Origin of the sequence: Streptomyces sp. LBL, assembly GCF_029893585.1 — a bacterium.
Taxonomy (GTDB): Bacteria; Actinomycetota; Actinomycetes; order Streptomycetales; family Streptomycetaceae; genus Streptomyces.
In genome coordinates this window covers 383,505-409,521 of sequence record NZ_JARXYX010000002.1, presented here as the reverse complement: position 1 = coordinate 409,521, position 26,017 = coordinate 383,505, and the positions used below count along the sequence as shown (strand labels likewise).

The 26,017-nt window shown below is 70.2% G+C and carries 22 protein-coding genes and 2 pseudogenes; 7 read left to right on the top strand and 17 right to left on the bottom strand.

Features of this window, described 5'->3' with window-relative positions; genetic code table 11:
• Positions 1–27 precede the first annotated feature (27 nt).
• The 3 genes from M2271_RS04130 to M2271_RS04120 form a co-directional block, all read right to left on the bottom strand.
• Positions 28–498 carry a DUF5709 domain-containing protein gene (locus M2271_RS04130; protein WP_280885680.1) on the bottom strand — a complete coding sequence of 157 codons (471 nt, stop codon included), beginning with the start codon at positions 496–498 and terminating at the stop codon, positions 28–30.
• Between the two features lie 240 nt (positions 499–738).
• A complete protein-coding gene (locus M2271_RS04125) occupies positions 739–2,520 on the bottom strand; it encodes an ABC transporter ATP-binding protein (RefSeq protein ID WP_280885679.1) in 1,782 nt (593 codons plus the stop codon).
• A complete protein-coding gene (locus M2271_RS04120) occupies positions 2,517–4,334 on the bottom strand; it encodes an ABC transporter ATP-binding protein (protein WP_280885678.1) in 1,818 nt (605 codons plus the stop codon). Before M2271_RS04120 ends, M2271_RS04125 begins: the two co-directional genes overlap by 4 nt.
• A 146-nt stretch (positions 4,335–4,480) precedes the next feature.
• Here M2271_RS04120 and M2271_RS04115 point away from each other — a divergent pair.
• Positions 4,481–4,958, top strand: a pseudogene (locus tag M2271_RS04115) (peptide-N4-asparagine amidase); the annotation flags it as partial.
• 116 nt (positions 4,959–5,074) lie between these two features.
• Here M2271_RS04115 and M2271_RS04110 read toward each other — a convergent pair.
• Positions 5,075–5,536, bottom strand: a complete 462-nt coding sequence (locus M2271_RS04110; RefSeq protein ID WP_280885677.1) for a MarR family transcriptional regulator — start codon at positions 5,534–5,536, stop codon at positions 5,075–5,077.
• A gap of 93 nt (positions 5,537–5,629) precedes the next feature.
• Here M2271_RS04110 and M2271_RS04105 point away from each other — a divergent pair, with 93 nt between their 5' ends.
• Together M2271_RS04105 and mltG are read left to right on the top strand one after the other, a co-directional pair.
• A complete protein-coding gene (locus M2271_RS04105; RefSeq protein WP_280885676.1) occupies positions 5,630–7,432 on the top strand; it encodes an ABC transporter ATP-binding protein in 1,803 nt (600 codons plus the stop codon).
• A gap of 43 nt (positions 7,433–7,475) precedes the next feature.
• Entirely contained in the window at positions 7,476–8,342 is an 867-nt protein-coding gene (gene mltG / locus M2271_RS04100; RefSeq protein WP_280885675.1) for an endolytic transglycosylase MltG, read from the top strand.
• Positions 8,343–8,353: 11 nt separating this feature from the next.
• Here mltG and M2271_RS04095 read toward each other — a convergent pair whose 3' ends face one another.
• The 5 genes and pseudogenes from M2271_RS04095 to M2271_RS04075 form a co-directional block, all read right to left on the bottom strand.
• Positions 8,354–9,430: an FAD-dependent oxidoreductase gene (locus M2271_RS04095; RefSeq protein WP_280885674.1), complete on the bottom strand. Its 1,077-nt coding sequence runs from the start codon at positions 9,428–9,430 to the stop codon at positions 8,354–8,356.
• Between the two features lie 42 nt (positions 9,431–9,472).
• Positions 9,473–9,715, bottom strand: a pseudogene (locus M2271_RS04090) (hypothetical protein); the annotation flags it as partial.
• A 71-nt stretch (positions 9,716–9,786) separates the two neighbouring features.
• On the bottom strand, positions 9,787–10,812 hold the full coding sequence (locus M2271_RS04085; RefSeq protein WP_280885673.1) for an ABC transporter substrate-binding protein: 1,026 nt from the start codon (positions 10,810–10,812) through the stop codon (positions 9,787–9,789).
• 60 nt (positions 10,813–10,872) lie between these two features.
• A complete protein-coding gene (locus tag M2271_RS04080) occupies positions 10,873–11,673 on the bottom strand; it encodes an ABC transporter ATP-binding protein (RefSeq protein WP_280885672.1) in 801 nt (266 codons plus the stop codon).
• On the bottom strand, positions 11,646–12,557 hold the full coding sequence (locus M2271_RS04075; protein WP_280885671.1) for an ABC transporter permease: 912 nt from the start codon (positions 12,555–12,557) through the stop codon (positions 11,646–11,648). Before M2271_RS04075 ends, M2271_RS04080 begins: the two co-directional genes overlap by 28 nt.
• A gap of 396 nt (positions 12,558–12,953) precedes the next feature.
• Between M2271_RS04075 and M2271_RS04070 the strand changes: the two genes are divergently transcribed.
• Positions 12,954–13,376 (top strand): YjbQ family protein, encoded by a 423-nt coding sequence (locus M2271_RS04070; RefSeq protein WP_280885670.1) that lies wholly within the window; start codon positions 12,954–12,956, stop codon positions 13,374–13,376.
• A 323-nt stretch (positions 13,377–13,699) separates the two neighbouring features.
• Positions 13,700–15,901, top strand: a complete 2,202-nt coding sequence (locus M2271_RS04065; protein WP_280885669.1) for a zinc ribbon domain-containing protein — start codon at positions 13,700–13,702, stop codon at positions 15,899–15,901.
• A 25-nt stretch (positions 15,902–15,926) separates the two neighbouring features.
• On the opposite strand, the gene M2271_RS04060 is transcribed toward M2271_RS04065, so the two are convergent.
• Positions 15,927–16,163: a hypothetical protein gene (locus M2271_RS04060; protein WP_280885668.1), complete on the bottom strand. Its 237-nt coding sequence runs from the start codon at positions 16,161–16,163 to the stop codon at positions 15,927–15,929.
• A 496-nt stretch (positions 16,164–16,659) separates the two neighbouring features.
• On the opposite strand from M2271_RS04060, the gene M2271_RS04055 reads away from it, so the two are divergent.
• Positions 16,660–17,709: a lytic polysaccharide monooxygenase gene (locus M2271_RS04055; protein ID WP_280885667.1), complete on the top strand. Its 1,050-nt coding sequence runs from the start codon at positions 16,660–16,662 to the stop codon at positions 17,707–17,709.
• A gap of 483 nt (positions 17,710–18,192) precedes the next feature.
• On the opposite strand, the gene M2271_RS04050 is transcribed toward M2271_RS04055, so the two are convergent.
• The 7 genes from M2271_RS04050 to M2271_RS04020 form a co-directional block, all read right to left on the bottom strand.
• Positions 18,193–18,762 (bottom strand): TetR/AcrR family transcriptional regulator, encoded by a 570-nt coding sequence (locus M2271_RS04050; protein WP_280885666.1) that lies wholly within the window; start codon positions 18,760–18,762, stop codon positions 18,193–18,195.
• 233 nt (positions 18,763–18,995) lie between these two features.
• Entirely contained in the window at positions 18,996–20,294 is a 1,299-nt protein-coding gene (locus tag M2271_RS04045) for an SNG1 family protein (RefSeq protein WP_280885665.1), read from the bottom strand.
• Between the two features lie 217 nt (positions 20,295–20,511).
• Entirely contained in the window at positions 20,512–21,669 is a 1,158-nt protein-coding gene (locus tag M2271_RS04040) for an L-dopachrome tautomerase-related protein (protein WP_280885664.1), read from the bottom strand.
• Between the two features lie 297 nt (positions 21,670–21,966).
• A complete protein-coding gene (locus tag M2271_RS04035) occupies positions 21,967–22,479 on the bottom strand; it encodes a nuclear transport factor 2 family protein (RefSeq protein WP_280885663.1) in 513 nt (170 codons plus the stop codon).
• Between the two features lie 81 nt (positions 22,480–22,560).
• Entirely contained in the window at positions 22,561–23,373 is an 813-nt protein-coding gene (locus M2271_RS04030) for an oxidoreductase (RefSeq protein WP_280885717.1), read from the bottom strand.
• A gap of 437 nt (positions 23,374–23,810) precedes the next feature.
• Complete coding sequence (locus M2271_RS04025) at positions 23,811–23,993, bottom strand: hypothetical protein (protein ID WP_280885662.1); 183 nt, start codon at positions 23,991–23,993, stop codon at positions 23,811–23,813.
• A gap of 320 nt (positions 23,994–24,313) precedes the next feature.
• The gene (locus M2271_RS04020) at positions 24,314–24,955 is read right to left on the bottom strand and encodes a TetR/AcrR family transcriptional regulator (protein WP_280885661.1); all 642 of its coding nucleotides are present in this window, start codon (positions 24,953–24,955) and stop codon (positions 24,314–24,316) included.
• A gap of 148 nt (positions 24,956–25,103) precedes the next feature.
• Between M2271_RS04020 and M2271_RS04015 the strand changes: the two genes are divergently transcribed.
• Positions 25,104–26,015, top strand: coding sequence for an SDR family oxidoreductase (locus M2271_RS04015; RefSeq protein ID WP_280885660.1), 912 nt, complete (start codon positions 25,104–25,106; stop codon positions 26,013–26,015).
• Positions 26,016–26,017: the final 2 nt, after the last annotated feature.

The following is a 26,017-nucleotide window of genomic DNA, read 5'->3' as shown; positions in this document are numbered from 1 at the left end:
GCGGCCGGCGGCGCGGGGTCGGTGGGGTCAGCCGGGCAGGGCGTCCCCGTCGACGATGTGCATCGCGGCCTCCTCTGCGGAGGCGGCCGCGCCGTCGATGCCCACGTCCGTCGCGACCAGGGCACTCTCCTTGTCCTCGTGGGTCCCCTCGTCGGGTGCCACGAGTCGGCCGGAGCGGGCCGTGCCGACCTCGTTGTCGAGGAGTTCTCCGTCGGTGCCGTCGCTGTCGCCGATCCCGTCCCCGTCGAACTCGACCGGGTCGGGCAGCTCCTCGGCGAGCCGCTGGTCCAGCGTCTCACCCCGGCGGCGCTCCGCGGCCGTCACACCGCTGTGTTCCACCGCCCAGGGGCGTTCCGGTGGCGACCAGCCCCGGTCGAGCGGATCACCGACCCCGTCGTCCTCCAGGGTGTCCTCCGCGTCGAGCAGCCCCGCGTCGTCCTGGATCTCGGATCCATCGGGCTGGTAGACGTCGTCTCCCCATCCGTCGGTGCTGTTCACGGGTACCTCCAGGTGATGGGGACGGGCCCGTTCTCCCCGCGGTCCGCGGCGGACCAGGGACGTACGAGGCACGAGCCGCGCTCGTCTTCGAACCGCCTGGTTCGCGGGCGCTCCCCGAGACGGTTCCGCTATCCACCCTTCCACTCGACTTCGCCCCTGCGCAATGGCACCGAGCCGAGCCGGGGAGCGCTCGTCCCCGGCCCGGCTCTGCGGCCACCTCACACCGGCAGCGTCAGCCGGTCAGCCGTGCCAGGACCGCCACAGCGCCGCGTACGCCCCGTCGGCCACGACCAGCTCGTCATGGCCGCCCAGTTCGCTGATCCGGCCGTTCTCGACCACGGCGATCACGTCCGCGTCATGGGCGGTGTGCAGCCGGTGGGCGATCGCGACCACCGTGCGGCCGTCGAGGACCCGGGCGAGGGACCGCTCCAGATGGCGGGCCGCCCGGGGGTCGAGCAGGGAGGTCGCCTCGTCCAGAACCAGTGTGTGCGGGTCGGCCAGCACCAACCGGGCCAGGGCGATCTGCTGCGCCTGGGCGGGAGTGAGCGCCAGCCCGCCCGAGCCGACCTCGGTGTCCAGGCCCTCATCGAGGGCCCGCGCCCACCCGTCCGCGTCCACCGCGCCCAGCGCCGCCCACAACTGCGCGTCGTCGGCGGCGGTCCGGGCGAGGAGCAGGTTGTCCCGCAGGGAGCCCACGAAAACGTGGTGCTCCTGGTTGACGAGGGCGACGTGCGAGCGGACCCGTTCCGCGGGCATCCGGGAGAGCTCGGCGCCGCCGAGGGTGATCCGGCCGTCCCGCGGCGCGTAGATCCCGGCGAGCAGTCTGCCCAGCGTGGACTTGCCCGCGCCGGAGGGGCCGACCAGTGCCAGCCTGGTACCGGGGGCCACCTCCAGGGACACCTTGCGCAGTACGTCCACGCCTTCGAGGTAGCCGAAGTGCACCCGGTCCGCGTGCACATCGCGTCCGTCGGGGGTCAGCGCGTCGTCACCGGCGTCCGGCTCGATGTCCCGGACTCCCACCAGCCGGGCCAGCGACACCTCGGCCACCTGCAGCTCGTCGTACCAGCGCAGGATCAACCCCACCGGGTCGACGAGCATCTGCGCGATCAGCGCGCCCGTGGTCAGCTGCCCCACCCCGATCCAGCCCTGGAGCACGAACACCCCGCCGATCATGAGCACCGAGGCGAGGACCGTCACATGGGTGACGTTGACGACGGGGAACAGCACCGACCGAAGCCAGAGCGTGTAGCGCTCCCAGGCCGTCCACTCCTTGATCCGCCGCTCCGACTGCGCGATACGGCGGGCGCTGAGCCGGTGGGCCTCGATGGTGCGCCCGGCGTCCACGGTCTCCGCCAGGGCGGCGGCGACGGCGGCGTATCCGGCGGCCTCCGAGCGGTAGGCCGCTCCCGCCCGCCTGAAGTACCAGCGGCAGCCGACCACCAGCAACGGCACGGCGAGCAACACCGCGGCGGCCAGCGGTGGCGCGGTGATCACCAGCCCGCCCAGCAGCAGGGCCACCCACACCACGCCGATCGCGAGCTGCGGCACGGCCTCGCGCATCGCGTTGGACAGCCGGTCGACGTCGGTGGTGATCCGGGACAGCAGGTCGCCCGTCCCGGCCCGCTCCAGGACTCCCGGCGGGAGTCCCACCGACCGCACCAGGAAGTCCTCGCGCAGGTCGGCCAGCATCCGCTCGCCGAGCATCGCCCCGCGCAGCCGCACCTCGCGAACGAAGACGGCCTGGATGATCAGGGCGAGCACGAACAGTCCGGCCGTCAGTTCCAGATCGAGTTCACGGGCCCCGTCCGACACCCGCTCCACCAGCCCGCCCAGCAGCCACGGGCCCGCCATCGAGGCGACCACGGAGACCGTGTTGACGGTGACGAGGATCAGGAAGGCACGGCGGTGCCGGCGGAACAGTTCGGCCACGTAGGCGCGGACGGTCGCGGAGGCGCCGACGGGCAGGGTGTTCGCCGTCGTCGGGGCCGCCGGGTCGTACGCCGGTGGCGCCACGCCGATCATGCTGTCTCCTCGATCTCTTCCAGTGTGTCCAGTACGTCGTTCAACTCGGATCCGGTCCTCTCCCGCTCGTGCCGGGTGGCCTCCTCGTCGGTCTCGCGGGTCACCACGGCCCGGTACCTGGGTTCCTCGCGCACCAGGTCCCGGTGCACGCCGACCGCCACGACCTCGCCCTCGTGCACCAGGGCGACCCGGTCGGCGTGGTCCAGCAGCAGCGGCGAGGAGGTGAAGACCACGGTGGTGCGTCCGGCGCGCAGCTCCCGCAGGCCCTGCGCGATCCGGGCCTCCGTGTGCGAGTCGACGGCGGAGGTCGGCTCGTCCAGGACGAGCACCTCCGGATCCGTGACCAGCGACCGGGCCAGCGCGAGCCGCTGGCGCTGGCCGCCCGACAGGGACCGGCCGCGTTCGGTGATCCGGGCGTCCATCGGGTCCTCGGCGTCGAGCGACGCTTGGGCCAGGGCGGTCAGCACGTCCCCGCACTGTGCGGCAGCCAGCGCCTCCTCGGCGCCGATGTCGCCCGAGGCGGGCACGTCGAGCAGCTCACGCAGCGAGCCGGACAACAGCACCGGATCCTTGTCCTGGACGAGGACGGCCGTCCGGGCGGAGTCGAGCGGGAGGTCGTCGAGCGGCACCCCGCCCAACAGGACCGACACGCCCACCTCCGAGGGATGCCCGCCCAGCCGCTCCGCCAGCACCCCCGCCGCGTCCGGGTCGCCGCACACCACGGCGGTGAGCCGGCCGGCGGGCGCCAGCAGACCGGTGACCGGGTCGTAGAGGTCACCGGACGGGGTCTCGGCGGCCAGGGAGCCCCCGGTGTCCGTGGCCCGCTCCAGGGACAGCACATGCGCGGCCCGCCGGGCGGACGGACGCGAGAAGGAGTAGGCCATCGCGATCTCTTCGAAGTGCCGGAGCGGATAAGTGAGGAGCATGACGGAGCTGTAGACGGTGACCAGCTCGCCGACGTCGATCCGGCCCTCGCGGGCCAGGTGGACGCCGTACCAGACGACGGCGATCAGCAGCAGTCCCGGCAGCAGGACCTGGATCGCGGAGATCAACGACCACATCCGGGCGCTGCGCACGGCCGCATGGCGTACTTCCTGGGAGGCGCGGCGGTAGCGGTCGAGGAAGAGTTCCTCGCCTCCTATACCGCGCAGGACGCGCAGACCGGCCACGGTGTCCGACGCCAGTTCGGTGGCACGCCCCGCTTTCTCACGCTGGACGTCGGCGCGCCGGGTCGCGCGGGGCAACAGGGGCAGCGCCGCGAGTGCGACGACCGGCAGGCCCGCCGCGACGACCACGCCCAGCGCGGGCTGGTAGACGACGAGGCCGACGCAGACCAGCACGATGGTGACCGCCGCCGCGGTGAACCGGGAGACGGCCTCCACGAACCAGCCGATCTTCTCGACATCGCCGGTGGAGACGGCCACGACCTCTCCGGCCGCGACCCGCCGGGTCAGCGCCGAACCCAGCAGAGCGGCCTTGCGGGCCAGCAGTTGCTGGACGCGGGCGGCCGCCGTGATCCAGTTGGTGATGGCGGTGCGGTGCAGGAAGGTCTCGCCGACCGCGTTGCCGACGCAACACACGGCCAGCAGCGCGCCCGCGAGGGCGAGCCGGGAACCGGAGTGGTCGACGACGGCCTGGACGGCGAGCCCGACGCAGAACGGCAGCACGGAGACGGAGCCGAAGTGCAGCAGCCCCCAGGCCAGCGACTTGAGCTGCCCGCCCAGCTGGTTACGGAAGAGCCACCGGAGGAACCGGGGACCCGAACGCGCGTCCGGCACTCCCGGGTCGGGATACGGAAGGTCTTGAATCTGCATGACGTCCCAGTGGCTCGTGTCAGGGGGTGGGTGGGGGGACCGCTCGACGGCGGCAACAAACCGTGAAAGGGTCGCGTCACAGCGTGGTCGGAAGCAACCGGTTTTCCGCCGCGGCGCACAGAATCGGCTGACCGCGGTGCGACCAGGTGAACACCTCGCACGGCCGGGTGACGACCACCGCGAGCTCGTACCCTCGCGAACACCTCCACGCACCGCCGCACCGACGGCGAGAACGTCGACGCCTGGACGCGGCATGGAGCGACGACGAGTCGATGACCGTCGACGGACGCGGCCCCCCACGACGCGCCCCCACGACGCGCCCCCACAGCGCGCCGCACCCGGCGGACGTACACCATGGGCGGCACGACCACGCTCGGCGCGGCGGGTCGGCTGCGGACCCTGCCGGCCCTCGGTGACCGCGTCGCGGGCGGCCGGCGCACCGCGTGGTCGGGGTTCGACGGCACCGGCGTGGGCGACATGAAGTACACCGCGAACGTGCCGCGCGACCAGCGGCACGCGGTCGGCACGACGAGCGAACGCTGTCGGGTCCATGGCTCGACCGGATGCTACGACCGCTCCCTGACGGCCGTTCAGGGCGTGCTCGCCCAGGAACGCAGGGGCTGCGGGGCCAGTTGGGTGCGCGTCCACCGAGTCCGTCATGCCACGCGTGCGGCAGGAGCTGCGCGAGGCCGGCCGTCGCTCCAGTCCCACGGAGCGGCGGTTGCGGCCGGTTCACTTGCTCAGCAGGTCCGTCCCCGCCTCCGCTCCGGAGCCCCGTCCACCAGCGCGTCCAGCAGCCCGCCCAGCACCTCACGTTCCACGGTCGTCAGCGGATCCAGGATCTCCTCCGCGGCGGACACCCGCGCGCGCCGCAACTCCTGTACGGCCTTGTGCCCGTCGTCGGTGAGCTCGATCCGGATCACCCGGCGGTTGGTGGGGTCGGGCATCCGACGCGCCATGCCGCTCGTCTCCAGCCCGTCGACCAGGGTCGTCACGGCGCGGGGCACCACCTCGAGGCGCTGCGCGAGGTCGGCCATGCGGGGCGGGGCGTCGCAGTGCGCCAGTGTGCGCAACAACCGGGCCTGGGCCGGCGTGACGCCGAGGCCGCGCTGCTCAAGGTGGCGCTTCTGGATGCGGTGCACCCGGCGCGTGAGCCGCAGCAGTTGCTCGGCGAGCAGGCCGTCGGAATCGGGCGTGGTCATACGGGAACAATATCAGGACCCCGTTCATTGTGAGTATAGGTAACAATCAGCTACGCTCCCTCTGTCCGTACCGTCTCACCCTCCGTAGGAGCCATGCCCCGCGACACCATCAACTGGACCCCCGCCCCCGGCACCTCGACCGAGCAACCCCGGCAGGTGCGCCGCATCCTCAAGCTGTTCAAGCCCTACCGCGCCCGGCTCGGGGTCGTCGGCCTGCTGGTCGGCGCCGCGTCCCTGGTGACCGTGGCGACCCCGTTCCTGCTGAGGGAGACCCTGGATGTCGCCATCCCCGAGGGGCGCACCGGACTGCTGAGCCTGCTCGCGCTCGGCATGATCCTCAGCGCCGTCCTCACCAGCATCTTCGGCGTGCTGCAGACCTTGATCTCCACCACGGTCGGCCAGCGCGTCATGCACGACCTGCGCACCGCCGTCTACGGCCGTCTGCAGCGGATGTCCCTCGCCTTCTTCACGCGCACCCGCACCGGCGAGGTCCAGTCCCGGATCGCCAACGACATCGGCGGCATGCAGGCCACCGTCACCTCGACCGCCACCTCCCTTGTCTCCAACCTGACCAGCGTGGTCGCCACGATCATCGCGATGGTCGCCCTCGACTGGCGCCTCACCGTCGTCTCCCTGGTCCTGCTGCCGGTCTTCGTGTGGATCAGCCGCCGCGTCGGCAGCGAACGCAAGAAGATCACCACCCAGCGGCAGAAGCAGATGGCCGCGATGGCAGCGACCGTCACCGAGTCGCTGTCGGTCAGCGGCATCCTGCTGGGCCGCACGATGGGCCGGTCCGACTCGCTCACCCGATCCTTCTCCGAGGAGTCCGAGCAACTGGTCGACCTCGAAGTGCGGTCGAACATGGCCGGGCGCTGGCGGATGGCCGTCATCTCGATCGTCATGGCCGCGATGCCCGCCTTCATCTACTGGACCGCGGGTCTCGCCCTCCAGACGGGCGGCACCCAGATCTCCATCGGCACCATCGTCGCCTTCGTCTCGCTCCAGCAGGGCCTGTTCCGCCCGGCCGTGAGCCTGCTGTCGACCGGCGTGCAGATCCAGACCTCGCTCGCGCTCTTCCAGCGCATCTTCGAGTACCTCGACCTGCCCATCGACATCACCGAGCGGGAGCAGCCGGTGCATCTCGACCACGTCAAGGGCGAGGTCCGCTTCGAGGACGTCGAGTTCCGCTACGACGAGAAGGACGGCCCGATCCTCGACGGCATCGACATCACCGTCCCCGCGGGCAGCAGCCTCGCGGTCGTCGGCCCGACCGGCGCCGGCAAGTCCACCCTCGGCTATCTGGTGCCGCGGCTGTACGACGTGACCGGCGGGCGAGTCACCCTCGACGGGGTCGACGTACGCGACCTCGACTTCGACACCCTCGCCCGCGCGATCGGCGTCGTCTCCCAGGAGACGTACCTCTTCCACGCCACGGTCGCCGAGAACCTGCGCTTCGCCAAGCCGGACGCCACCGACGAGGAGCTCCAGCAGGCGGCCGAAGCGGCCCAGATCCATGACCACATCGCTTCACTGCCCGACGGCTACGACACGGTCGTCGGTGAGCGCGGCCACCGCTTCTCCGGCGGTGAGAAGCAGCGCCTCGCCATCGCCCGGACCATCCTGCGCGATCCGCCGGTGCTGCTCCTCGACGAGGCGACCAGCGCGCTGGACACCCGCACCGAACACGCCGTCCAGGAGGCGATCGACGCGCTCTCGGCCAACCGGACCACGCTCACCATCGCGCACCGGTTGTCCACCGTTCGGACTGCCGACCAGATCGTGGTCCTGGACTCCGGGCAGGTGGCCGAACGCGGCACGCATGAGGAGCTGCTGGAGCGGGACGGGCGCTACGCGGCCCTGGTCCGCCGGGATGCCAGACTGGAATCGACAAGATGACGATATGTCGGGTTTGAGGGTATTGGCGGGTTACCGTGCCCGCATGCACATGAACACTCCGCCACGGAGCACGATCCGACTGACGCGTCGGGGCCGTCTCGCCCTCATCGCGACCGGGGCCGTCGTGGCCGGTACCGCCGTGGCGGTGCCGCTGCTGACCCTGGACAGCGACGGCGAGGAGAAGCCCAGCACCTTGGTCATCGCGCAGGGCTGGCGGGCCGGGCAGGTCTACGACGCCGTCGACAAGGCCCTCGCCCTGCCTGCGGGCACCACCAAGAAGTCACTGGCCAAGGCGAACCTGAAGCTGCCGAACGACGCGGAGGGCAACCCGGAGGGCTACCTCTTCCCGGCGACGTATCCGCTCCAGGAGAAGGCGACTCCGGATCGGCTGGTGTCGTCCATGGTCGACACCGCGAACAAGAAGTTCAACGGCGCCCCGATCGCGGCCGGTGCCCAGCGGAACGCGATGAACGTCTACCAGGCGGTCACCATCGCGAGCATTGTCCAGGCCGAGGTCGCCACCAAGGCGGACATGGGCAAGGTGGCCCGGGTCGTCTTCAACCGTCTGGAGCGCGGTCTGCCACTGCAGATGGACTCGACGATCAACTACGCGCTGAACCGTTCCACTGCCAGGACGACTTCCCGGACGACTCCCAGGACGACCGAGGCCGACACACGGATCGACAGTCCCTACAACTCGTATCGGCGCATGGGCCTGCCGCCGACCCCGATCGACAGCCCGGGCGAGGACGCGATGCGGGCAGCGATCAACCCGGCCCCGGGTGACTGGCTGTACTTCGTCACGGTCAAGCCGGGCGACACCCGCTTCACGGCCGACCAGGCGGAGCACCAGCGCAACGTCGCCGAGTTCAACCGCAACCGGCAGAAGAGTTCGGCCGTGGCAGGCTGACCGGACGGGGCTCAGGCGGCGACCGGTTCCCCGGCCAGCAGCCGCCTGATGTCCCGTACGGCCGCGCGGCCCGCTCGGTTGGCGCCGATGGTGCTGGCCGACGGGCCGTAGCCGACGAGGTGGATCCGAGGATCGGCGACCGCGCGCGTGCCCTCGACCCGGATCCCGCCACCCGGCTCGCGCAGCTTCAGCGGCGCCAGATGGTCGATGGAGGCCCGGAAGCCGGTCGCCCACAGGATGACATCGGCGTCCACGCGCCGCCCGTCGCTCCACTCCACGCCCTCGGGAGTGACCCGGTCGAACATCGGCAACCGGTCGAGGACCCCGTCCGCGATGCCCTGGCGGATCGCGTCGTTGAGCGGCAGCCCGGTCACGGACACCACGCTCTTCGGCGGCAGCCCCTGCCGCACCCTCTCCTCGACCAGCGCTACAGCGGCCCGGCCCACGCTCTCGTCGAAGGGCCCCTCGCGGAAGACGGGCGGTCGCCGGGTGACCCAGGTGGTGGAGGCCGCGTAGGGGGCGATCTCCAGCAGATGTTGGGTACCGGAAGCGCCGCCACCCACCACCACGACCCGCTGCCCGGCGAACTCCTCGGGCCCGGGGTACTGCGCGGTGTGCAGCTGCCGTCCCCGGAAGGTCTCCTGGCCCGAACAACGTGGCCAGAACGGCCGGTCCCAGGTCCCGGTCGCGTTGATCAGCGCCCGCGTCGCCCAGGTTCCGGCCGAGGTCTCGACGAGCAGCCGCCCGCCCACACTCTCGCGCACGGCCTGGACCTTGACGGGCCGCCTCACCCGCAGGTCGAAGGTGCGCTCGTACGTGCTGAAGTACTCGGTGATGACGTCGGCGGACGGCCGCGCCGGGTCGGCGTCCGTGAGTTCCATGCCGGGCAGGGCGTGCATCCCGTGGACCTTGCCGTATGTCAGTGACGGCCAGCGGAACTGCCAGGCGCCGCCGGGGCCGGGGGAGTGGTCCAGCACGACGACGTCACGGTCCGGCTCGTAGCCGGCCCGGCGCAGGTGATAGGCGCTGGACAGTCCGGCCTGTCCAGCGCCGACGACGACCACCTGGACCTCACGCGTCTTGTTCACGTTTCTACCAACAGTGGTGAGGTCGCCGGTCTTCCCCTGCGGTCAGCGGCCGCTGCCCATGAGGATCGGCGAGCCGGCCTTCGGCGTCTGGGGCCGCGGCGGAGCCAGCCCACGGGTTGCCAGCTCGGGGATCACGCCCTCGCCGAACCAGTACGGCTCGCGCGAGATGGTGTGCACCCTGATCCCGAACCGGACCTCGCGGCCCTCCCGTTCGGCGAGCGAGCGGATCCAGTCGATCTTCTCCTGGACCTACGCGGGCGGCTCGCCCCACGTCAGACAGACGTCGGGCGGGCCGGTCGACGAGGGTACGGTTGTCGCCGCCCGTCGGGAGGAAGCAGTGGAGCCGGACGGTCATGTCACGATCCGTCCGAGGGGCGGGGCGCGGTGGTCGACGGCGGCAGGTCGCCGTTGTACCGCGAGTCGGTGAAGGCGCCGAAGTCGACCTTGCGCGGGATGAGCTTCAGCTGGGTGAAGGTGTCGGCGATCTGCTGCTCGGAGGCGATGAGCGGCTTGTCGACGGCGACCGCGACCCGGGTGGCGTAGGTGCGCTTCACCGCGGCCAGCGCCACGTCCTCGGGCAGTCCGGTCTCCTTCGCCCAGACCTTCGCCCAATCCTCCTCGTGGTCGTACACCCACCTGTAGGCGCGCTGCAGCCGCTGCAGGTAGTCCTTGACGGCGGCCGACTTCTTCGCGTCCTTCAGCGCGCCGGGCGCCGCCACCTGGAAGGTCAGGCCGTTGGTGATGCCCTCGCCGGTCGTCAGGATCCGGCCCTGTCCGCCCTTGAGCACCTGCGAGGTGTACGGGTCCCACACCGCCCACGCGTCGACCTTGCCGGAGGTGAACGCGGCCAGCGCGTCGGCCGGCTGGAGGTACTTGACCTTGACGTCGCTCAGGCTCAGCCCGGCCCGCTTCAGGGACGCGACCAGCTGGTGGTTCGCGGAGGAACCCTGCGCCACGGCCACCGATCTGCCCTTGAGATCCTGCGGCTTCGACAGCTTCGAGTCGTTCGGTACGAGGATGGCGTCGCCCTGGGACGTGCCGTGCCAGGCGGACACCACCGTGATCTTCGAGTTGGCGCCGGCCGCGAACACGGGCGGGGTGTTGCCGACGCCGCCGATGTCGACGGCCTTGGCGTTGACGGCTTCGAGCAGCGGGGGGCCGGAGGTGAAGGTGGACCACTTGATCTTGTAGTCGAGGTTCTTGAGTTCGCCGGCGGCCCGCAGAATCGCCTCCGAACCGCCCTTCTGGTCACCGACGCTGAGCGTGAGAGAGCCCGAGCCGTCGGTGCCGCCGCCGGTCGAGGCCGACGAGTTCCCGCCGCAGGCGGACAGGAGCAGGGCGAGAGGGAGGAGCAGCGCGGCGGGGACGAGGCGACGTCGCATGACGGATCCGTTCTGTGCAACCAGGGGAGAAAGAAGGGGAGAAAGAGGGGAAGGGGGTGTTCAGGCGGCTTCGGCGGCGGTGTCGACGCCCAGGCGCTCCAGGAGCCCGGCGCGCAGTTCGGCGAACCGCGGGTCGGTGATGTCACGCGGCCGGGCAAGGTCGATCTGCTGCTCGTGCGCGATGACACCGTCGTCCATCACCAGAACCCGGTCGGCGAGCAGTACGGCCTCCTCGACGTCGTGCGTGACCAGCAGCACGGCGCAGCCGCGCCGCCGCCACAACTCGCCCACCAGGCGCTGGGCCTTGATCCGGGTGAGCGCGTCGAGCGCGCCGAACGGCTCGTCGAGCAGCAGCAGATCGGGCTCGCGGACCAATGCCCGGGCCAGCGAGGCACGCTGGGCCTCACCTCCGGAGAGGGTCTTGGGCCAGGCGTCGGAGCGGTGGTCCAGGCCCACCTCTTCCAGAGCCCGGTCGGCGAGGGCGCGCTCGGCCCTGCCCGGCAGTCCCAGCAGTACGTTGCGCCACACCTTCTTCCACGGCATCAGCCGCGGCGCCTGGAACGCGACGGCCTTGCGGCGCGGGACGAGGACGGTGCCCTCGATGTCGCGGTCGAGACCGGCGAGGATGCGCAGCAGGGTCGACTTGCCGCAACCGCTGCGGCCGAGCAGGGCGACGAACTCGCCCCGACGGACGTCGAGTCGGAGGTCGTCGATGACGGCGCGGCCGTCGAAGGAGCGGGTCAGCCCGTCGACGCGGACCGCCTGCGGCACCGAGAAGATCAGGGATTCCTCGGGCACTTGGGGCACTTGGGATACCTGAGATACCTGGGGGCTCATCGGCCGGTGAACGTCGGACGCCATTGCAGCAGCAGCCTTTCGAGGGTGCGGACGACGAAGTCGGCCAGCAGGCCGAGGAAGGCGTAGACGATCAGGCAGACCACGATCACGTCGGTCCGCAGGAAGTCACGCGCCTGGACCATCAGGAACCCGATGCCGGAGTCCGCGTTGACCTGCTCGGCGAAGACGAGCGCCAGCCAGGAGACGCCGAGTGAGAAGCGCAGGCCGGTCATCGCCCCGGGCAGGGCACCCGGCAGTACGACGTGGCGCACGAGCCCCCACCGCGACAGTCCGAGGGACTCCCCGGCCTCGATCAGCTGGGAGTCCACGCCGCGGATGCCGGCGTACACGTTGAGGTACAGCGGAAAGGTCACGCCCAGCGTGATGATGGCGACTTTCGGTGCCTCGCCGATGCCGAACCAGATGATGAACAGCGGGATGAGTCCCACGAAGGGCACCGCCCGCAGCATCTGGACGGGGGCGTCCACGAGGTCCTCGCCGAACCGGAACAGGCCCGAGACCAAAGCGAGTCCGGTGCCGATGACGGTGCCGAGCAGGAGTCCGACGGCCACGCGCTGCAGTGAGGTGCCCATGGCGGAGGGCAGCGAGCCGTCGGCGATCAGGTCCCTGCCGACCTGAGCGATCCGCCCCGGTGAGGCGAGCACGTCGGGGGCCAACACGCCCGTACTGCTCAGGAGTTGCCACAGCACCAGCAGCACCAGCGGGCCGGTGGTGCGGCGCAACCAGCGGGGGACGCGGGTGCGGCGGGAAGAACTGGGGACGAGGAGCTGGAGGTCGAGTGGAGAGTGCCCGGCGGCGTCGGCCTTGGTGATACCGGACACTGATATATCTGATGTATCTGAAATGTCGGGCTCGGGGGAGCCGGGCGGGGCATGGCTGATGCTCATGAGTGCTCCACGGGGAGGAGAGCGGCCGGTGAGGGAGCGCGCCCGAACGCCACCATGTCGCGGGAGTGGCCGGGGCGGGCGGGCATGGCGGCATGGATCAGGCGCGGATCAGAGGCGGACCAGGCATGTTTCAGCCGCGGAACGCGCGCCGATCAGATCCGGATCAGGCGAGGAGAGGTGATGAAGGCGTCAGCAGCCGCGACGACACGCGGCGGAGGCCACCCGCAGCAGGTCGATGTGACCGCGCGTGGTGAGCAGGGCTGAACGCAACATGCGGACGAAAGTAGTCAGCTGGGATGACCCAGGTCAATGGTGTCTCGCGGAGCGGACCACTCGGATCGGAAGGTCTTCGGTCGGGCACGTGTGAAATCCGGTGCGGGGGCGAGGATGGGAGGTATGCCAGATGTTTTCACCACCCGAGTCCTGAATGTGACCACCGGCTCCACGGAGCGGATCGCCGATCTCACCGGCGACTGCGAGGACTTCCTGCGTGAGGCCGCAGCCGGCCGCGACGGCCTGCTCAACCTCTTCGTCCCGCACGCGACGGCCGGCATTGCGATCATCGAGACGGGCGCCGGCAGCGACGACGACCTCCTCGCCGCCCTGCACACCCTTCTCCCCGCCGACGACCGCTGGCAGCACCGCCACGGCAGCCCCGGCCACGGTCGCGACCACGTCCTTCCCGCCCTCGTCCCGCCGCACGCGACACTCCCGGTGATCGGCGGGCGACTGGAGCTGGGGACGTGGCAGTCGGTGTGCCTGGTCGACACCAACAAGGACAATGCCGACCGTCGTGTCCGGTTGAGCTTCCTCGCGTAGCTTCCTTCCGAGGAGCGACTTTGGCGGTCGGTCCATGGTCGAGGAAGTCAAAGGGTCCTCAACTGTTGGTTGTTTAGTTTAAGCAGGCTGGTTGATGCTGCTCCGTGTCATCGGTGCGGTTCCTCAGGATCTGTTGATCCTTTCATCCTCATAACATGCATTTTGTGCAGGTTGGTGGAATGTGGTGTTCCTCGATCCGGTGCTCGCCGACGCCGACGATCGTGGTCGTCCCGCTCTGCCCCTCCGGCCTTCCCGCACCCGCAGGGTGCGGGAAGGCCGTGTCCTTGTGTGATGGTCAGTCGTTAGGCCGATCGGAGGCGGGGATGCGGCCGCTGCTGAAGGTGGCCGGACACGTGCGGGAGAGTGAGGTGGTGGGCATGGCCAAGTTGATGGCGACGGCGACGTGTACCGCCTTCGCCGGTGTGCTGGAGGCAACCGGTGAGCGGATCGGGCAGCGGGGCTTGCTGGAACGGGTGGGTTTTCTGGCCCGGTTGGGCCGGACGCTGACCGGTGCTCTGGTGGCCGCCCGGTGGGATGAGAACTCCTTCGACGTGCTGGCCGCCGGGGTGGACGAGCGCGGTGAAGTCCTGCCGTCCAAGGGGTGGATGGCACTGCGCCGCCTGAACTGGCCGAAGACTGTCCCGCCCCCGGCCGGGGTGTATGTGCCGGACCGGGTGCGCCGGGGTGTGGAGGAGTACGCGGCCCGCACCCTGCGTCTGGCCCTGCACCGGCGCGGCATCGTGGCCGCGGTCCTCGCCACCTGGCCCGCCGATCCGGGGCGTCGCACCGAGGCGGAATGGACGTTGCTGCGGGCGCTGCTGCCTGCTGGGGTGAGTGGTGCGGAGATCCGTAACCGCACCCGGCAGATTGGCGCGTATGTGGCCGGGCACGGGCAGCTGCCCGCCGGGCTGTGCGTCCTGGAGGGCCCGCCGCAGGTGGCCCCGCTGGTGTTGCTGGCGGCGATGGACCGCCAGCAGGTCACCCTGGCCCGGGTGGATGCGGTCACCGCCCGGCTCCGGGTGAAACTCCCCCTGTGCGCGGCCCCTGTCACAGGCCGTGACTGGGCCTGGCACGTGATCGACATCCGGCTGCCCGGCATCATCGCGCCGGATGCCGTGCTGCACACCCCCACCCTGCGCCCCACCCGCACGGGCCGGATCGCCCTCGACCTGCCCCACTCCCGGCCCGCCCCCGCCACCAAGGCGACCGGTCATACTCTGGCCCTCGGCTTCGACTGGGGCGTCAACACCCTGCTCACCGGCACACTCGCCCGCCTGACCGGAAAAGGCCAGACCCAGCGGGTGGTCACCGACGGGCGTCCCCTGGTCTTCGACGCCACCACGGTGAGCGCCGCCCTGCACCGGCTGCGCGGCCTGCGCGAAAGCCTCGCCGCCAAACGCGACCACTACCGGGCACTCGCGGACGGGCTGGGCTCCCCACACCTACGCTGGCCCGAACACCTCGACCGGGCGCGGGTACTGGAGGTCGAGCACGGGCGGGTGTGTGCGCGGATCCGGCAGCTGAATGCCGCGCTGGCCTGGGCGGCGGCCCGCTGGGCCGTCGACCAGGCGGTAGCACTCGGCGCGAGCGTCATCTACCTGGAAGACCTGACCACCCTGGAAGCCCGCGGCCACCGACGAGGCAACGCCCGCCTGTCCGGACAGGTCCGCGGCACCGTCGCCGAAGCGATCCGCCACCTGGCTACGAAGGCCGGGGTCGCGGTCGTCACCGTCCCCGCCCGGGGCACCTCCAGACTGTGCCCCGGATGCCTCGCAACGCTCACCCACCATCCGGCCCCCGACCGGCTGTCCGAGCGCGGCTGGAAGTGGGCACACTGCACCGGCTGCGGATTGTCGATGGACCGCGATCATGCCGCCGCCCGCCGGATCGTCTCCCGCGGCCTGCTCGCACAAACCCACACCACCACCGAACGCGCCACCCACGCCCGGACCATCCGCACCACCATCGAGGGCACCGTGCGCCTGGTGAAGCGTCCGAAGAAGACCACCCGCCGCCTGCGCCGACAGCATCACGCCGAGCACACCCCGCCCCGGCCGCGCGGAACCAAGACCACCCCGGGCAAGGGACACCCCACCCCCACCAGGCCCGCCGCCCCTCGTGGCCGAGGTACTCGGCGCGCCGCCGAACAGGCCCCCGGACAGAAGACTTCCCGCCGTATGCCCGATGTGCGTACGGTCCCCGCCACCACCCCCACCACGGGGGCAGTCCAGCGTCCGGCGGGGCATGACACTACGACACCAGCCGCCGTACCCGGGCTGGCGTCAGGTCATGGAGTACCCGCACACGGCCGGCCCGAAGAAGACCTTCTTCGATCCAGCCGGGTGCGGCTCTCCCACAGAACCTGTCGCCGGCGCACCCGCGCCGCCGAGCGGACCGGCTTCCACCACCTGCACGCCACCGCAGTCCACCCCCTCACCCCGAGGTTCGGACCACCGGACAGCGACCGCACACGGCCACGCCGCGCCCGAAAAGCCTGGAAACCACAGGCACACACAGAGTTCTAGAGACGCTGTCGTACGCGTGATGGGATCAGCGTGGCGCGGGTGCTCCGTCCCACGCCGACCTGTCGAACGCGCAGGTGTGGGTCAGCACCGGGCTGTTGCCCTCGCCGTCGAGTTCGTGCAGTTTGTCGCCCTTGCGGGCGGTGCGGTTGCGACCGCCGGTGCGGGTCTGGGGCGCCGGCCCGCTGAGCTCCGGCGAAGGCACCGCGCCGGACTTCGCCGCCGCACCGAGCGCGGCGGCCGGCGAGGAACCGTCGGTACTCATCCTCGGCGCAGGCGTCGGCGGACTCACCGCCGCCTACGAACTGGGCAGGCTCGGTTACCGAAGAAGTCCGTGGGACCGGCCGCGGGATGGCCTCGAAGGAGACGAGACCTGGCCATGAAGTGCCGCGCGAAGTGCGAGTGGCCTGCGCAAGGGGGGGTCTTTCCCGGTCTGTCGAGAGCGGACGCCGACCGTCCGGGTGAGCACACGGAACGGAAGCTGACGCACGCCGGCGTGCGCCCGCGCCTGCCGGCCCGCGGCGGACAACCTTCAAGAGGCCGTGTGCGGCCCGAGGGAGGTGACGGCGGTGCCGGGCACGGCCAGGAGCAGTCCAAAACCCCGGGCCTGACGCTTTCAGGGAGCCCCTGCTTGCCACCTGTGGCTCACCGCACTTGCGGTACATGGCGCCGCACATAGCCTGATTAGTGGCATTAAGGGTGATTCGGTGTGTGGTTTCGCGCTGGACCACCCGTTCTGTGTGACTGGAGGAGTTCCCAAGATGCAGCAGCCTCACCCGGCGGACTTGCGCGCGGTGGCGACCTACCGCGATGACGGTGACGTCAAGCTTGAAGGCATCTCACTCACCTGGCGGATCGGCGCAAACTCCCCCGACCAGGGCACCACGGAGCCGTCCGACTGGAACAACGGACGCCCGGACTACCCGCACCACTACGAGGTGTGGCTGGACGGGCGTCCCGCGCAGACGGTGGACCTGTACTGGGCGGCCTGGTATCCGCACTGGCAGTCGGCCAACCGGCACTGGGTGTGCCTCGGAGAGACTCCCGCCCGCGAGTACCGGGTGAAGATCCGGGCCCGGCACGCCGACGGCGCCTGGGGGCCGTTCACGGATGAGGTCACCGTCGACACGTCCACGTCCACGCGCTACAACGTGCACATCCCCATGCGCGCCGAGGAGCGCGGGGATGACGGCCGGGAGCGGCACGGGAGTCTGGAGTTCCCGGTCAGCCGGGCGATCCGGGCGATCCGTGACGAGGACGATGCGCCGATCTGCCAGAAGGCGCGCGAGTTGAACACCTCGACCACCTGGCAGGAAGTGGTGCCTCCCGGCGCGGCCGGCAACCCGCCGTGGAACGAGGCCCACGGATACCTGGAGTACCGAAAGTTCTTCCAGGGCGCCAACGTGGCATCGGCAGCGAATCCCGCCTTCCAGGGCCTGGACCTGGCCGGCGGGGACGGCCTGGGTGACTGGCCGACCAGCACGCTGGAGGCCGTCGACGGTCGGCACGCCTTCACCTACAACTACAGGCAGAACCACATGGGCCCGAAGTGGACTCATCAGTGGTTCATCACCACAGAGGACTGGGACCCGGCCCAGGGAATCTCCTGGGACGTGCTGGAGCCGACACCCTTCATGGTCGAATACCACGGTGGCGGCACGCACGCCGACCAAGAGCTGCACTACACGACCGAGGCACTGGCATCCCGGCAGGGACGGCACGCCATCGTCAACATCTGGGGCGGCGGCGACGCCGGACACGACTTCAAGGGCGAGTTCTTCGTCAGTGTCTCCGACGTCGAATTCCGCTAGGCCCGCGCTGCGAGCCCACCAGGCGGCCGGCGATGCTGTGGCCAGCCTGGCTGTTCCAGGAAGGGTTTCCCGCGAGTGGCAGGGCCCTGCGCGTCTGATAGGTCTCGGGCATCGCGGTGACCGCAACCCGTTCCTGGCCGAAGCGTTCGAAGATCGCGTCGTAGACTTCAGCCGACGGGCGGACTCCACATCGATGTCGATGTCGGGCAGCGAGGCCCGGCGCATGCGTGACCGGTGCCGTCTGCACAGCGATCGCCGCGCCCCTACCTGGCTCGGTACTCGGCGATGTCGCCCCAACAGCGCCACCGAGCGCACCGTTCCGCGTCCGGCACCCCGCCCGTTCCCTCACCGTCGAGGTCGACGTGGATGGCCCCGCCCTCCAGATCCGCAGAGCGACCCATGGATCCCTCGGATGTCTGCCGGAGACTGGCATCAACCCGAAAGAGCGCTTCGGCCTCCGGGCCTGCTCGAACCCGGGGCGCGTCAGCGCATGTCTGCCGCATCGAGCAGGGTGACCACGGTGGGTGCGATGAGCCCGGTCAGGTTGTCGGCCTGGATTCCCGCACGGGCGCTGGCGCCGTCGAAGACCAGGATGAGCTGCCGGGCCAGCAGGTCGGGGTTGCTCGCCCCACCCTGTTCGGCCTCGGAACGGAAAAAGGCCGTCAGGTTCGCTTTGATCTGGTGGGCCACCCGGCTCGCGGGGTGGGTCTGGTCCTTGAGCTCGATCTGCACAGCCAGGTACCGGCAGCCTTGGAAGTCGGGCGCACCCGCCTGCGACTCCACCCGCTCGAAGACGTGCAGGATCCGCTCGCGGGGGGAACGGCCATCATCCGCCGCGGGCAGGAGGCTAGCCCCGAAGGCGGCGGCACGCTCCTTCAAGCTCGCCGCCAGCAGTTCATCCTTACTCTCGAACAGCTGGTACATGGAGCGCTTCGACACCCCCGCCGCCTTGCACAGCGCCTCGACGCCGATGCCGACGCCGTCGCGGTAGGTGAGCGTGGCTGCTGCCTCCAGCAGCCGCTCCCGGGGGCTTTGCTTCACGTTGGTGGTCATACCGCGAGGTTAACTCGAATAGGACCAAAAAGAAACCGATCGGTTTCCGTGGGGTGTCGGGAAGACTCCCGCCGCCGCGCGGCCGCCTGAAGGCCGCTCAGAGGCTCGGCGACGATCTCAGGGGAGAGACCGTCGCCGAGCCCTGATGGTGCACGCGCCTCTCGTCTCCACAGGGGGCGACGCACACCGGGGCCACTCCGAGTAATGGCCACGTCTCGGGTGAGCCGCCTCCGCTACGCCGGGGCAGCGGTCTTCTCGGGCTCCGTCTCGACGGGGATACGGTGGAGCCCCTTGCGGTCGTACCAGCTGGTCATGCCGAAGCCGAAGAGGGCGGCGGCCGCGAGGCCGACGGCCATCATGACCCAGCCCCGGGTCAGGCCGGCGTCGGCCTGGGCGTCGTAATAGAGGATCGAGCGGATGCCGCCGGTGATCTGCCGCAGCGGTTCGAACTCCGCCAGGAAGCGGTAGAAACCGGGCAACGCCTGAAGCGGCGTGGTGGCGTTGGCCGTCGGCACCGCCATCCCGATGAAGACCAGCGTGACCACCAGCATGCCGGGCGTGCCGAAGACGGCGAGCAGGGTCAGCGCACCGATCCCGGAGACCGCGATGGCGCACACCGAGTAGAGCCACAGCAGTGGCAGATGGGCGGCCTGCATTCCCATGAGGCCGACCGCGCCCGCCATGACCATGCTCCCCATCAGCAGGGACAGCCCGGCCATGAGAGTGCTGCTGATGGCGAGGGTCTGCACCCGGGTCGCCCGGATCAGCGGGCGGTGCAGGCGCAGCGGGCCCATGTCGTTGTGGGTGTAGCCGAGGGCGTGGTCCACCTGGCCGCTGATGACGTTGGCGGAGAGCATGCCGCAGACCACGAGGACGAGGGCGTAGTAGAACGCCGTCAGGCCCAGGCCGCTGCGCGAGTCGAGGGGATGGCCGTCCTCGACGGTGACGGCGGCCGGGTCGGCCAGCAGGACGCGTGCCGCGGCGGGCAGCTTCGCCTCCCTCGTTCCGCCCTGGGACGTGAGCTCCTTGCCCACCTGGAGCGAGGCGCTTTCGGCCGCCTGTGTCGTCGCAGTCCGGGCCAGACTGGAGCCCACACTGCCGGCGGACTGGTTGGTCAGCACCGTCAGTGTCGGACGGGTCGGGGCCCCGGTGGTCGCGGCGCTGGTGAGTGCGGTGGCGGCGGAGGTGAAGCCGGCGGGGACGACGAGCGCGCCGTACAGCTTGCCCTTGCCGAGTTCCTCCTTCATTTCCTTCTCGTCCGTCACCTTCCAGTTGATCTTGTCCCCGCTCGCGGTGGACTTCTTGATCGACTCGGTGATCCGAGCCCCGAGGTTGACCTGCTCGCCACCGACAGCGGCCCCCTTGTCGGCGTTGACCAGGCCGACGGGCAGATTCTTCATGTGATCGACGGGATCGATATTGGCCCCGACATAGAACACGGTGAACAGCAGCGCGAGAACGCCCGTGATGACGCCATTGGCGATCCACAGGGGTTTGGCGCGCAGGACGCGGAACGGGTGAATCCCACTCATGACTTACTCCGGTCTCGGACAACACACTCATATCCGGAGAGGGGCGGACAGCTTCATTGTGGTCCGGCGACCCTCGGAACGTTCAATCTCGGCACACACGGCCGTCGACGCGGAACCGGAGATGCAGCACCCCGCCGGGACCCCGACTGATGAAACCGGTCGGTTTCAAGCCCATCGTAAACAGCGCCAGGCGGCCGCCTGGCGCGAGCCGGAGAGGTCACACGAGCCTGACCGGCCCGGCGTCGATCGGCAGGCGGACCAGGAGATAGGGCTTGCGGCGCAGGTCCTTGCCCTCGTGGAAGGGCGACAGCCGGTTGAGCTGGTTGGCGATGGCGTACAGGTGCCGGTCCGAGGCGACGGACAGGGTGTCGACCCAGAGCAGATCGCGTCCCTGGGCGAGGGTCCGGTAGGTGCCGTTCGGGCTCCTGCGCCAGATCGCGTTGTGTTCGAGGTCGCCGCCGTAGAGCCGCCCCTTGTCGTCGCTCTGAAGGCCGTCGGCCATCGGCTTGAACCCGAGGTCCTCGACCGTCGCCGCCACCTCGGCGTCCGTGGCGTCCGGATCGGCGAGGGCGTCGGTGGACACGCTGTGCAGTCGGCGGCTGGACAGCGGGCAGTAGTAGAGGCGCGTGCCGTCGGCGCTGAGAGCGATGCCGTCGGAACCGGTCTCGTAGTACGTGGGCTCGCCGCCCGCGGGGCGGACCATGAAGGGCTCGCCCTCGATGACCGGAAGGAACTGCGCGTCCGGGAGCGCCGAGGGATGCCCGGCCAGTCGCCGCCAGGAGCGGCCCGTGGCGAGGTCGACCACGATCACCCCGTTGGAGCCGCCCGAGTCGGTGATGAAGGCCATGCCTTCGGCGCCGCGCCGCAGGTCGAAGCGCACGTCGTTGGGGTAGCTGTTCGCCGGCACCACCTCGGGCGGGAAGAGGATCTTCCGTACGATCCGGTCGGTGCGCAGGTCGACCGCCACGAGCTTGGGACCGCCGTAGGAGGACCCGGCGAACCCCGGGCTTCCGGTGTCGAGGATCCACAGCCGGTCGGCCGGGTCGACGACGACGCTCTGCACCGACTGGAAGTGCCCGGCCAGGTCTGAGGCGTCCTGACGGTTCACCTCGGCGTCGGGGTAGGCAACCGGCTTCCCGCCGCGCAGTTCGGCGACGGTGAACGGGACGTCGTCGCCCCAGCGGGGAAAGTTGACGAAGACCCGGCCGCGGCGCGAGACGGTGACACCCGTCGGCATCGCGCCCCAGAAGCGCGCAACGACCTCGTAGTGACCGGCTGTTGAGCCGGAGGGGGAGGCGTAGGCGTAGGCGGGTCCGGCGAGTTGGGTGGCGGCCAGCGACGTGGTGGTTGCCGTAAGGAACGTACGTCGTTTCATGGAAGCCTCTCCTGTTGGGTCAAGTTGCTGGAAGGCGCGGCGAGTTGCCGCATCACCTCGGCGCGTGGGGGATTGGCCGAACGTTGCCGTGGCCGGTGGAGGACGGTGCCTCCAGCAGCCGCTCTCGGGAGTCGGCTTCGCCCGTGTGGTCAGGGCGAGCCGAAGCCCACCTGGACGGCAGGTACCTCGTGCGTTCCTGAGACCTGAAGCTGTCCGCCGGGGACATCGCCCGCGGCTGCCGCCAACTCCTGGAAGGGGAATGGGGCCAAACGGCCAGTGGACCTGGCGCTCTCAGGTTTACCCGGCTGCCGGCTGGGTCTTCGCGACCATGCTGCGGTCCCCGAAGGTGACCATCGCGTGGATGGGTATGGTGCTGGCGCGCATGAGCGCCGCGAGGCCCCGGCGGCCCTGTTGGCGGGCGAGCTCCGGCCCCAGGGTGGTCATCAGGGCGGTGAGGGCCGGCATCGGACGCCCGAAGAGCGTGATCTCCTTGATCTTTGCCTCGTCGTCGAGCCGCAGCAACTGCACCTCCTCGAACGACTGGGACCCCACCCGCGCCCGGTAGACCAGCGCGTACACGTCGCCCTCGCCGGTCTGGGTGTGGTAGCGGACGTCCTTGACCGCCGTGAACGCCGAGGTCAGGAAGTCACGCAGCTGGTCAGATCCCTCGAAGCGGAACTGCTCGGTGAGCGGCGAGCTGAGCACGACGTCCCGGCTCAGGCACGCGACCGCGGCGTCGACGTCACCGCGTTCCTCGGCGGAGCGCCAGCTCGCGACGGTAGCGGCGGCGGAGTGCAGGGTCTCGGACATGCGTCTCTCCCGGTATCAGCGGCGCGATGGGATGTGCGGGTGCCGACGTGCTTGGTGGACGGGGTTTGCGGGTGGCGGGTGTCAGCCGGTGAGCTTGTTCATCGTGCGGATCTGCTTGTCCAGGACCCAGGCGGGAACGAAGCGGAGCATGCGTGCGCGTCCGGCCATGGGACCGGCGGCGTAGCGCAGTTTCGGCTTCGCGTCGGTCGCCGCCGTGACGATCGCCTTGGCGACCACGGCGGGGTCGTCACCGCCCTTGATCGCCTCCGCCATCAGGCGGTCGAAGACGTGCCGCTGGTCCGCGTAGGTCTGCAGGGGGGTGTCGGGCTTGGCGCTGTTGGCCTCGAATCCGGTGTTGGTGTAGGCGGGTTCGACGAGGAGCGAGCGGACGCCGTACTGCCGGACCTCGTGGTCCAGGGACTGGGAGTAGCCCTCTATCGCGTGCTTGGACGCGCCGTAGACGGCCATGTAGGGAGCGGGGATAAAGCCCTGCACGGACGAGAGGTTGATGATGCGTCCGCGCCCCCGGGCACGCATGTGCGGCAGGACCTCCTTCACCATGCGCATGACCCCGAAGACGTTGATGTCGAAGACGCCCTGGGCCTGCGCGAGGGAGGTTTCCTCGGCCGCGCCGATCGAGCCGATGCCGGCGTTGTTGACCAGGACGTCGATCCGCCCGAACCGGTCGATCACCTGCTGGACCACGGCGGTGACCGACTTGTCACTGACCACGTCGAGGTCGAAGAACGTCACGCCCTGGAGCGGGGTGACGCGTGAGGTGTCGCGGCCCGTGCCGGCCACCTCGAAGCCCGCCGCGACCAGCGCGAGCGCGGTCTGCTTGCCGATGCCGGAGGACGCGCCCGTCACGAGGGCCACCGGCCGATTTGTCGTCATCATGCACTCCCGAAATCACCCGGGAAACCGGTCGGTTTCCCCTTGGTCTCACTGTAAACCGATCGGTTTCCAGTGCGCAAGCTCAAGCAGCGAACGGATCCCGGGCCGCGCCACCGGCCGGTTGCAGGTTGAGCTGACCGGCGCCCGCCGGCATGGCGGCACGCGCCGGATGAGCAGGCAGGAGAGACGCGGGAGCGCCATCCGTGCGCCGCGATCGCGAGTTCGCGCTCAAGGGCTGCTACGGCACTGCCCGGCGATTGCCAAGCGTGTCGTTGTCACGCAGCCGTACCTCTTCCGAATCTTCCCGGGCGAGAAGGCGATCGCCGCCGCCTTGACGCGGAGCACGGAAGAACGCCCGCCTGGCGTTCGAGAGGTGGCCAAGGATGAGCGGCACGAGCGGTTGCCTCCCGTGCCATGAGCAGCTCAATGGCGATCGGTTACATGCGGCCGATCTCGGCACACCCCGAAACGCTCCAGATGCAGATGCAGGGATACACCGTCGCGGCAGCCACCAGGCGGTAGAAGCCTTCGGCGGCGTCCGGTGAGAAGGGCACGAGCCCGATGCCGCCGACGATGATCACGGACGGGGCGCAGTACTCGAGTCTGGCGAATGCGTCCACCGCGCGAATACGGACAGTGACTGCGGTCGAGAGACGTAGGCACTTGGCGGGCTGGGCATTTGCGGGCGCCCAGCGATAGCCGCAAGGTCGGTCCGGCGCGGGCCGGGCCCCGGGCGCGGGACGGCGTCGGGCGCAGGCGGAGGGTGATCCCTCATCGTTCAGCAGCTCCCGCGACGCAACACTGCCGTCATGGTTCGCGGCCCCTCAGCCCGATCGCCCGCGTCACTTCCGGATGGATGATGGGTATGGAACCCGTCCGACAGCCGGCAGGTGCGCCGCACCTGCGTTCACTGCGCAATGTTTCCCGTCGGCCTGCGTGATCAGTGCTGATCGCTGATGGCTCGGTAGGCCGCGATGAACAGGGTGTAGCACAGGTCGATCAGTTCTTCGATGGTGGCGTTCTGGTGGCCGAGGGTCCAGTCCACGAGGAGTTCGTTGACTCCGCCGACCAGACTCATCGCGGTCATGGTGAGCCGGCTGGAAGAGGCTTCCGGGCCAGGGAGCGGTCCGACGACGGCGGCGACCATGGCGGCGAATTCGTGCAGGACCTCACGGCGCCGTACTTCGAGGCGGGGGCTGGCGCCCACGACCTCGATGAGCACCAGGCGGGCCCTGCGGGCGTCGCCGGCCAGTGTGCGGATGAACACCTCGAGGCCGGCGCGCAGTTGGGCGTCGACATCGGGTGCGGCAGCGGCTGCGGCCTGCGCGGTTTCGGCGCTGATCGTAGCGATCAGCTCGTTGTAGACCCCGGCGAGAAGGTCTTCACGGTCGCGGAACGATTCGTAGAAGTAGCGCTCGGTCAGTCCGGCATGCGAGCACACCTGCTTGACGGAGGCTGAGGCGTATCCGGCCGTGCCGAACAGGTCGAGGCCCGCCTGGATGAGGCGGGTGCGGCGCTCCTGCTGTCGTTGCGCCGCATCGCGTCCGCCGTAGCGCCGCCCGGCGGTCTGTGTGCCGGTCATTTTTCCCCTTCGCAGAGGTGTTGACACCGGTGTGCTCCGAACTGACACTCTAGCTTGTCAGTTCATCTGACATGGCATCGTGTCAGACGTGCGGGCCGCTTGCCGCTCGGCGTTCCGCTCATGCTCAGGGCAAGAAAGGGGCTCGACCGTGGCAGCACCGCCCACATACCCGTACACGTCCGTCCGAAGAGACCGCGACAGGCTCCCCCGCACACAACCGCTGACCGGACGAGTGATCGCGGTCACCGGGGCGGGCCGCGGAATCGGGCATGCCGTCGCGGCCCGGCTCGCCGCGGCCGGAGCGGCGGTGGCGATCGGCGATCTCGACGCGGAGCTTGCCATGGAGGCGGCTGGTGCCATCGGCGCGCATCCCGGTGGCCGGCTGCTCGGGCTGTCTCTCGACGTCACCGACACACCTTCCTTCGACGACTTCCTGCGCACCGTCGAGACCCAGCTGGGGCCGATCGACGTACTGGTCAACAACGCCGGAATCATGTGGGTGGGCCCCTTCGAAGAGGAACCGGAGGAAGCCGCCCTGCGCCAGTTCGACGTCAACGTCCACGGCGTACTGCGGGGGATGAAACTCGTGATCCCGGGGATGCGGAAACGCGGTCGCGGCCACGTGGTGAACATCGCCTCCGCCGCCAGCAAGGTCGCCCCGGCCGGCGAGGCGACCTACGCGGCGACGAAGCACGCCGTCCACGGCTACAGCACAGCCGTCCGCGCCGAACTGCGCGGCACCGGCGTGCATGTGTCCTTGGTGATGCCCGGTGTCGTGGACACCGAGCTGGCGGTGGGCACCACGACCGGACCCACCCGGCGCCTGACGACAGATCAGGTGGCCGACGCGGTGCTCGACGTCGTGCTGCGCCCGCGGTTCGAGGTCTTCGTTCCCCGCCAGGTGGCCGCCCTGACCCGGTTGGCCGCAGTGCTGCCGGGCCGTGCCCGCGATGCCCTGCATCACCTCCTTGTCCCCGACCAGCTCGCCGCCCTGTCCGACCGGTCGGTCCGCGCGGCCTACGAGCAGCGCACCCGGACCGCCCGCCATCCCGAAAGTTGAGC

Coding starts and splice junctions, on each gene's coding strand:
- M2271_RS04020 (WP_280885661.1), bottom strand. CDS start 24,955: ATGACCGGCACACAGACCGCCGGGCGGCGCTACGGCGGACGCGATGCG.
- M2271_RS04110 (WP_280885677.1), bottom strand. CDS start 5,536: ATGACCACGCCCGATTCCGACGGCCTGCTCGCCGAGCAACTGCTGCGG.
- M2271_RS04035 (WP_280885663.1), bottom strand. CDS start 22,479: ATGTCCGAGACCCTGCACTCCGCCGCCGCTACCGTCGCGAGCTGGCGC.
- M2271_RS04055 (WP_280885667.1), top strand. CDS start 16,660: ATGCAGCAGCCTCACCCGGCGGACTTGCGCGCGGTGGCGACCTACCGC.
- M2271_RS04050 (WP_280885666.1), bottom strand. CDS start 18,762: ATGACCACCAACGTGAAGCAAAGCCCCCGGGAGCGGCTGCTGGAGGCA.
- M2271_RS04120 (WP_280885678.1), bottom strand. CDS start 4,334: ATGCAGATTCAAGACCTTCCGTATCCCGACCCGGGAGTGCCGGACGCG.
- M2271_RS04105 (WP_280885676.1), top strand. CDS start 5,630: ATGCCCCGCGACACCATCAACTGGACCCCCGCCCCCGGCACCTCGACC.
- M2271_RS04045 (WP_280885665.1), bottom strand. CDS start 20,294: ATGAGTGGGATTCACCCGTTCCGCGTCCTGCGCGCCAAACCCCTGTGG.
- M2271_RS04030 (WP_280885717.1), bottom strand. CDS start 23,373: ATGACGACAAATCGGCCGGTGGCCCTCGTGACGGGCGCGTCCTCCGGC.
- M2271_RS04075 (WP_280885671.1), bottom strand. CDS start 12,557: ATGAGCATCAGCCATGCCCCGCCCGGCTCCCCCGAGCCCGACATTTCA.
- M2271_RS04040 (WP_280885664.1), bottom strand. CDS start 21,669: ATGAAACGACGTACGTTCCTTACGGCAACCACCACGTCGCTGGCCGCC.
- M2271_RS04125 (WP_280885679.1), bottom strand. CDS start 2,520: ATGATCGGCGTGGCGCCACCGGCGTACGACCCGGCGGCCCCGACGACG.
- M2271_RS04070 (WP_280885670.1), top strand. CDS start 12,954: ATGCCAGATGTTTTCACCACCCGAGTCCTGAATGTGACCACCGGCTCC.
- M2271_RS04085 (WP_280885673.1), bottom strand. CDS start 10,812: ATGCGACGTCGCCTCGTCCCCGCCGCGCTGCTCCTCCCTCTCGCCCTG.
- M2271_RS04080 (WP_280885672.1), bottom strand. CDS start 11,673: ATGGCGTCCGACGTTCACCGGCCGATGAGCCCCCAGGTATCTCAGGTA.
- M2271_RS04065 (WP_280885669.1), top strand. CDS start 13,700: ATGCGGCCGCTGCTGAAGGTGGCCGGACACGTGCGGGAGAGTGAGGTG.
- mltG (WP_280885675.1), top strand. CDS start 7,476: ATGCACATGAACACTCCGCCACGGAGCACGATCCGACTGACGCGTCGG.
- M2271_RS04060 (WP_280885668.1), bottom strand. CDS start 16,163: ATGAGTACCGACGGTTCCTCGCCGGCCGCCGCGCTCGGTGCGGCGGCG.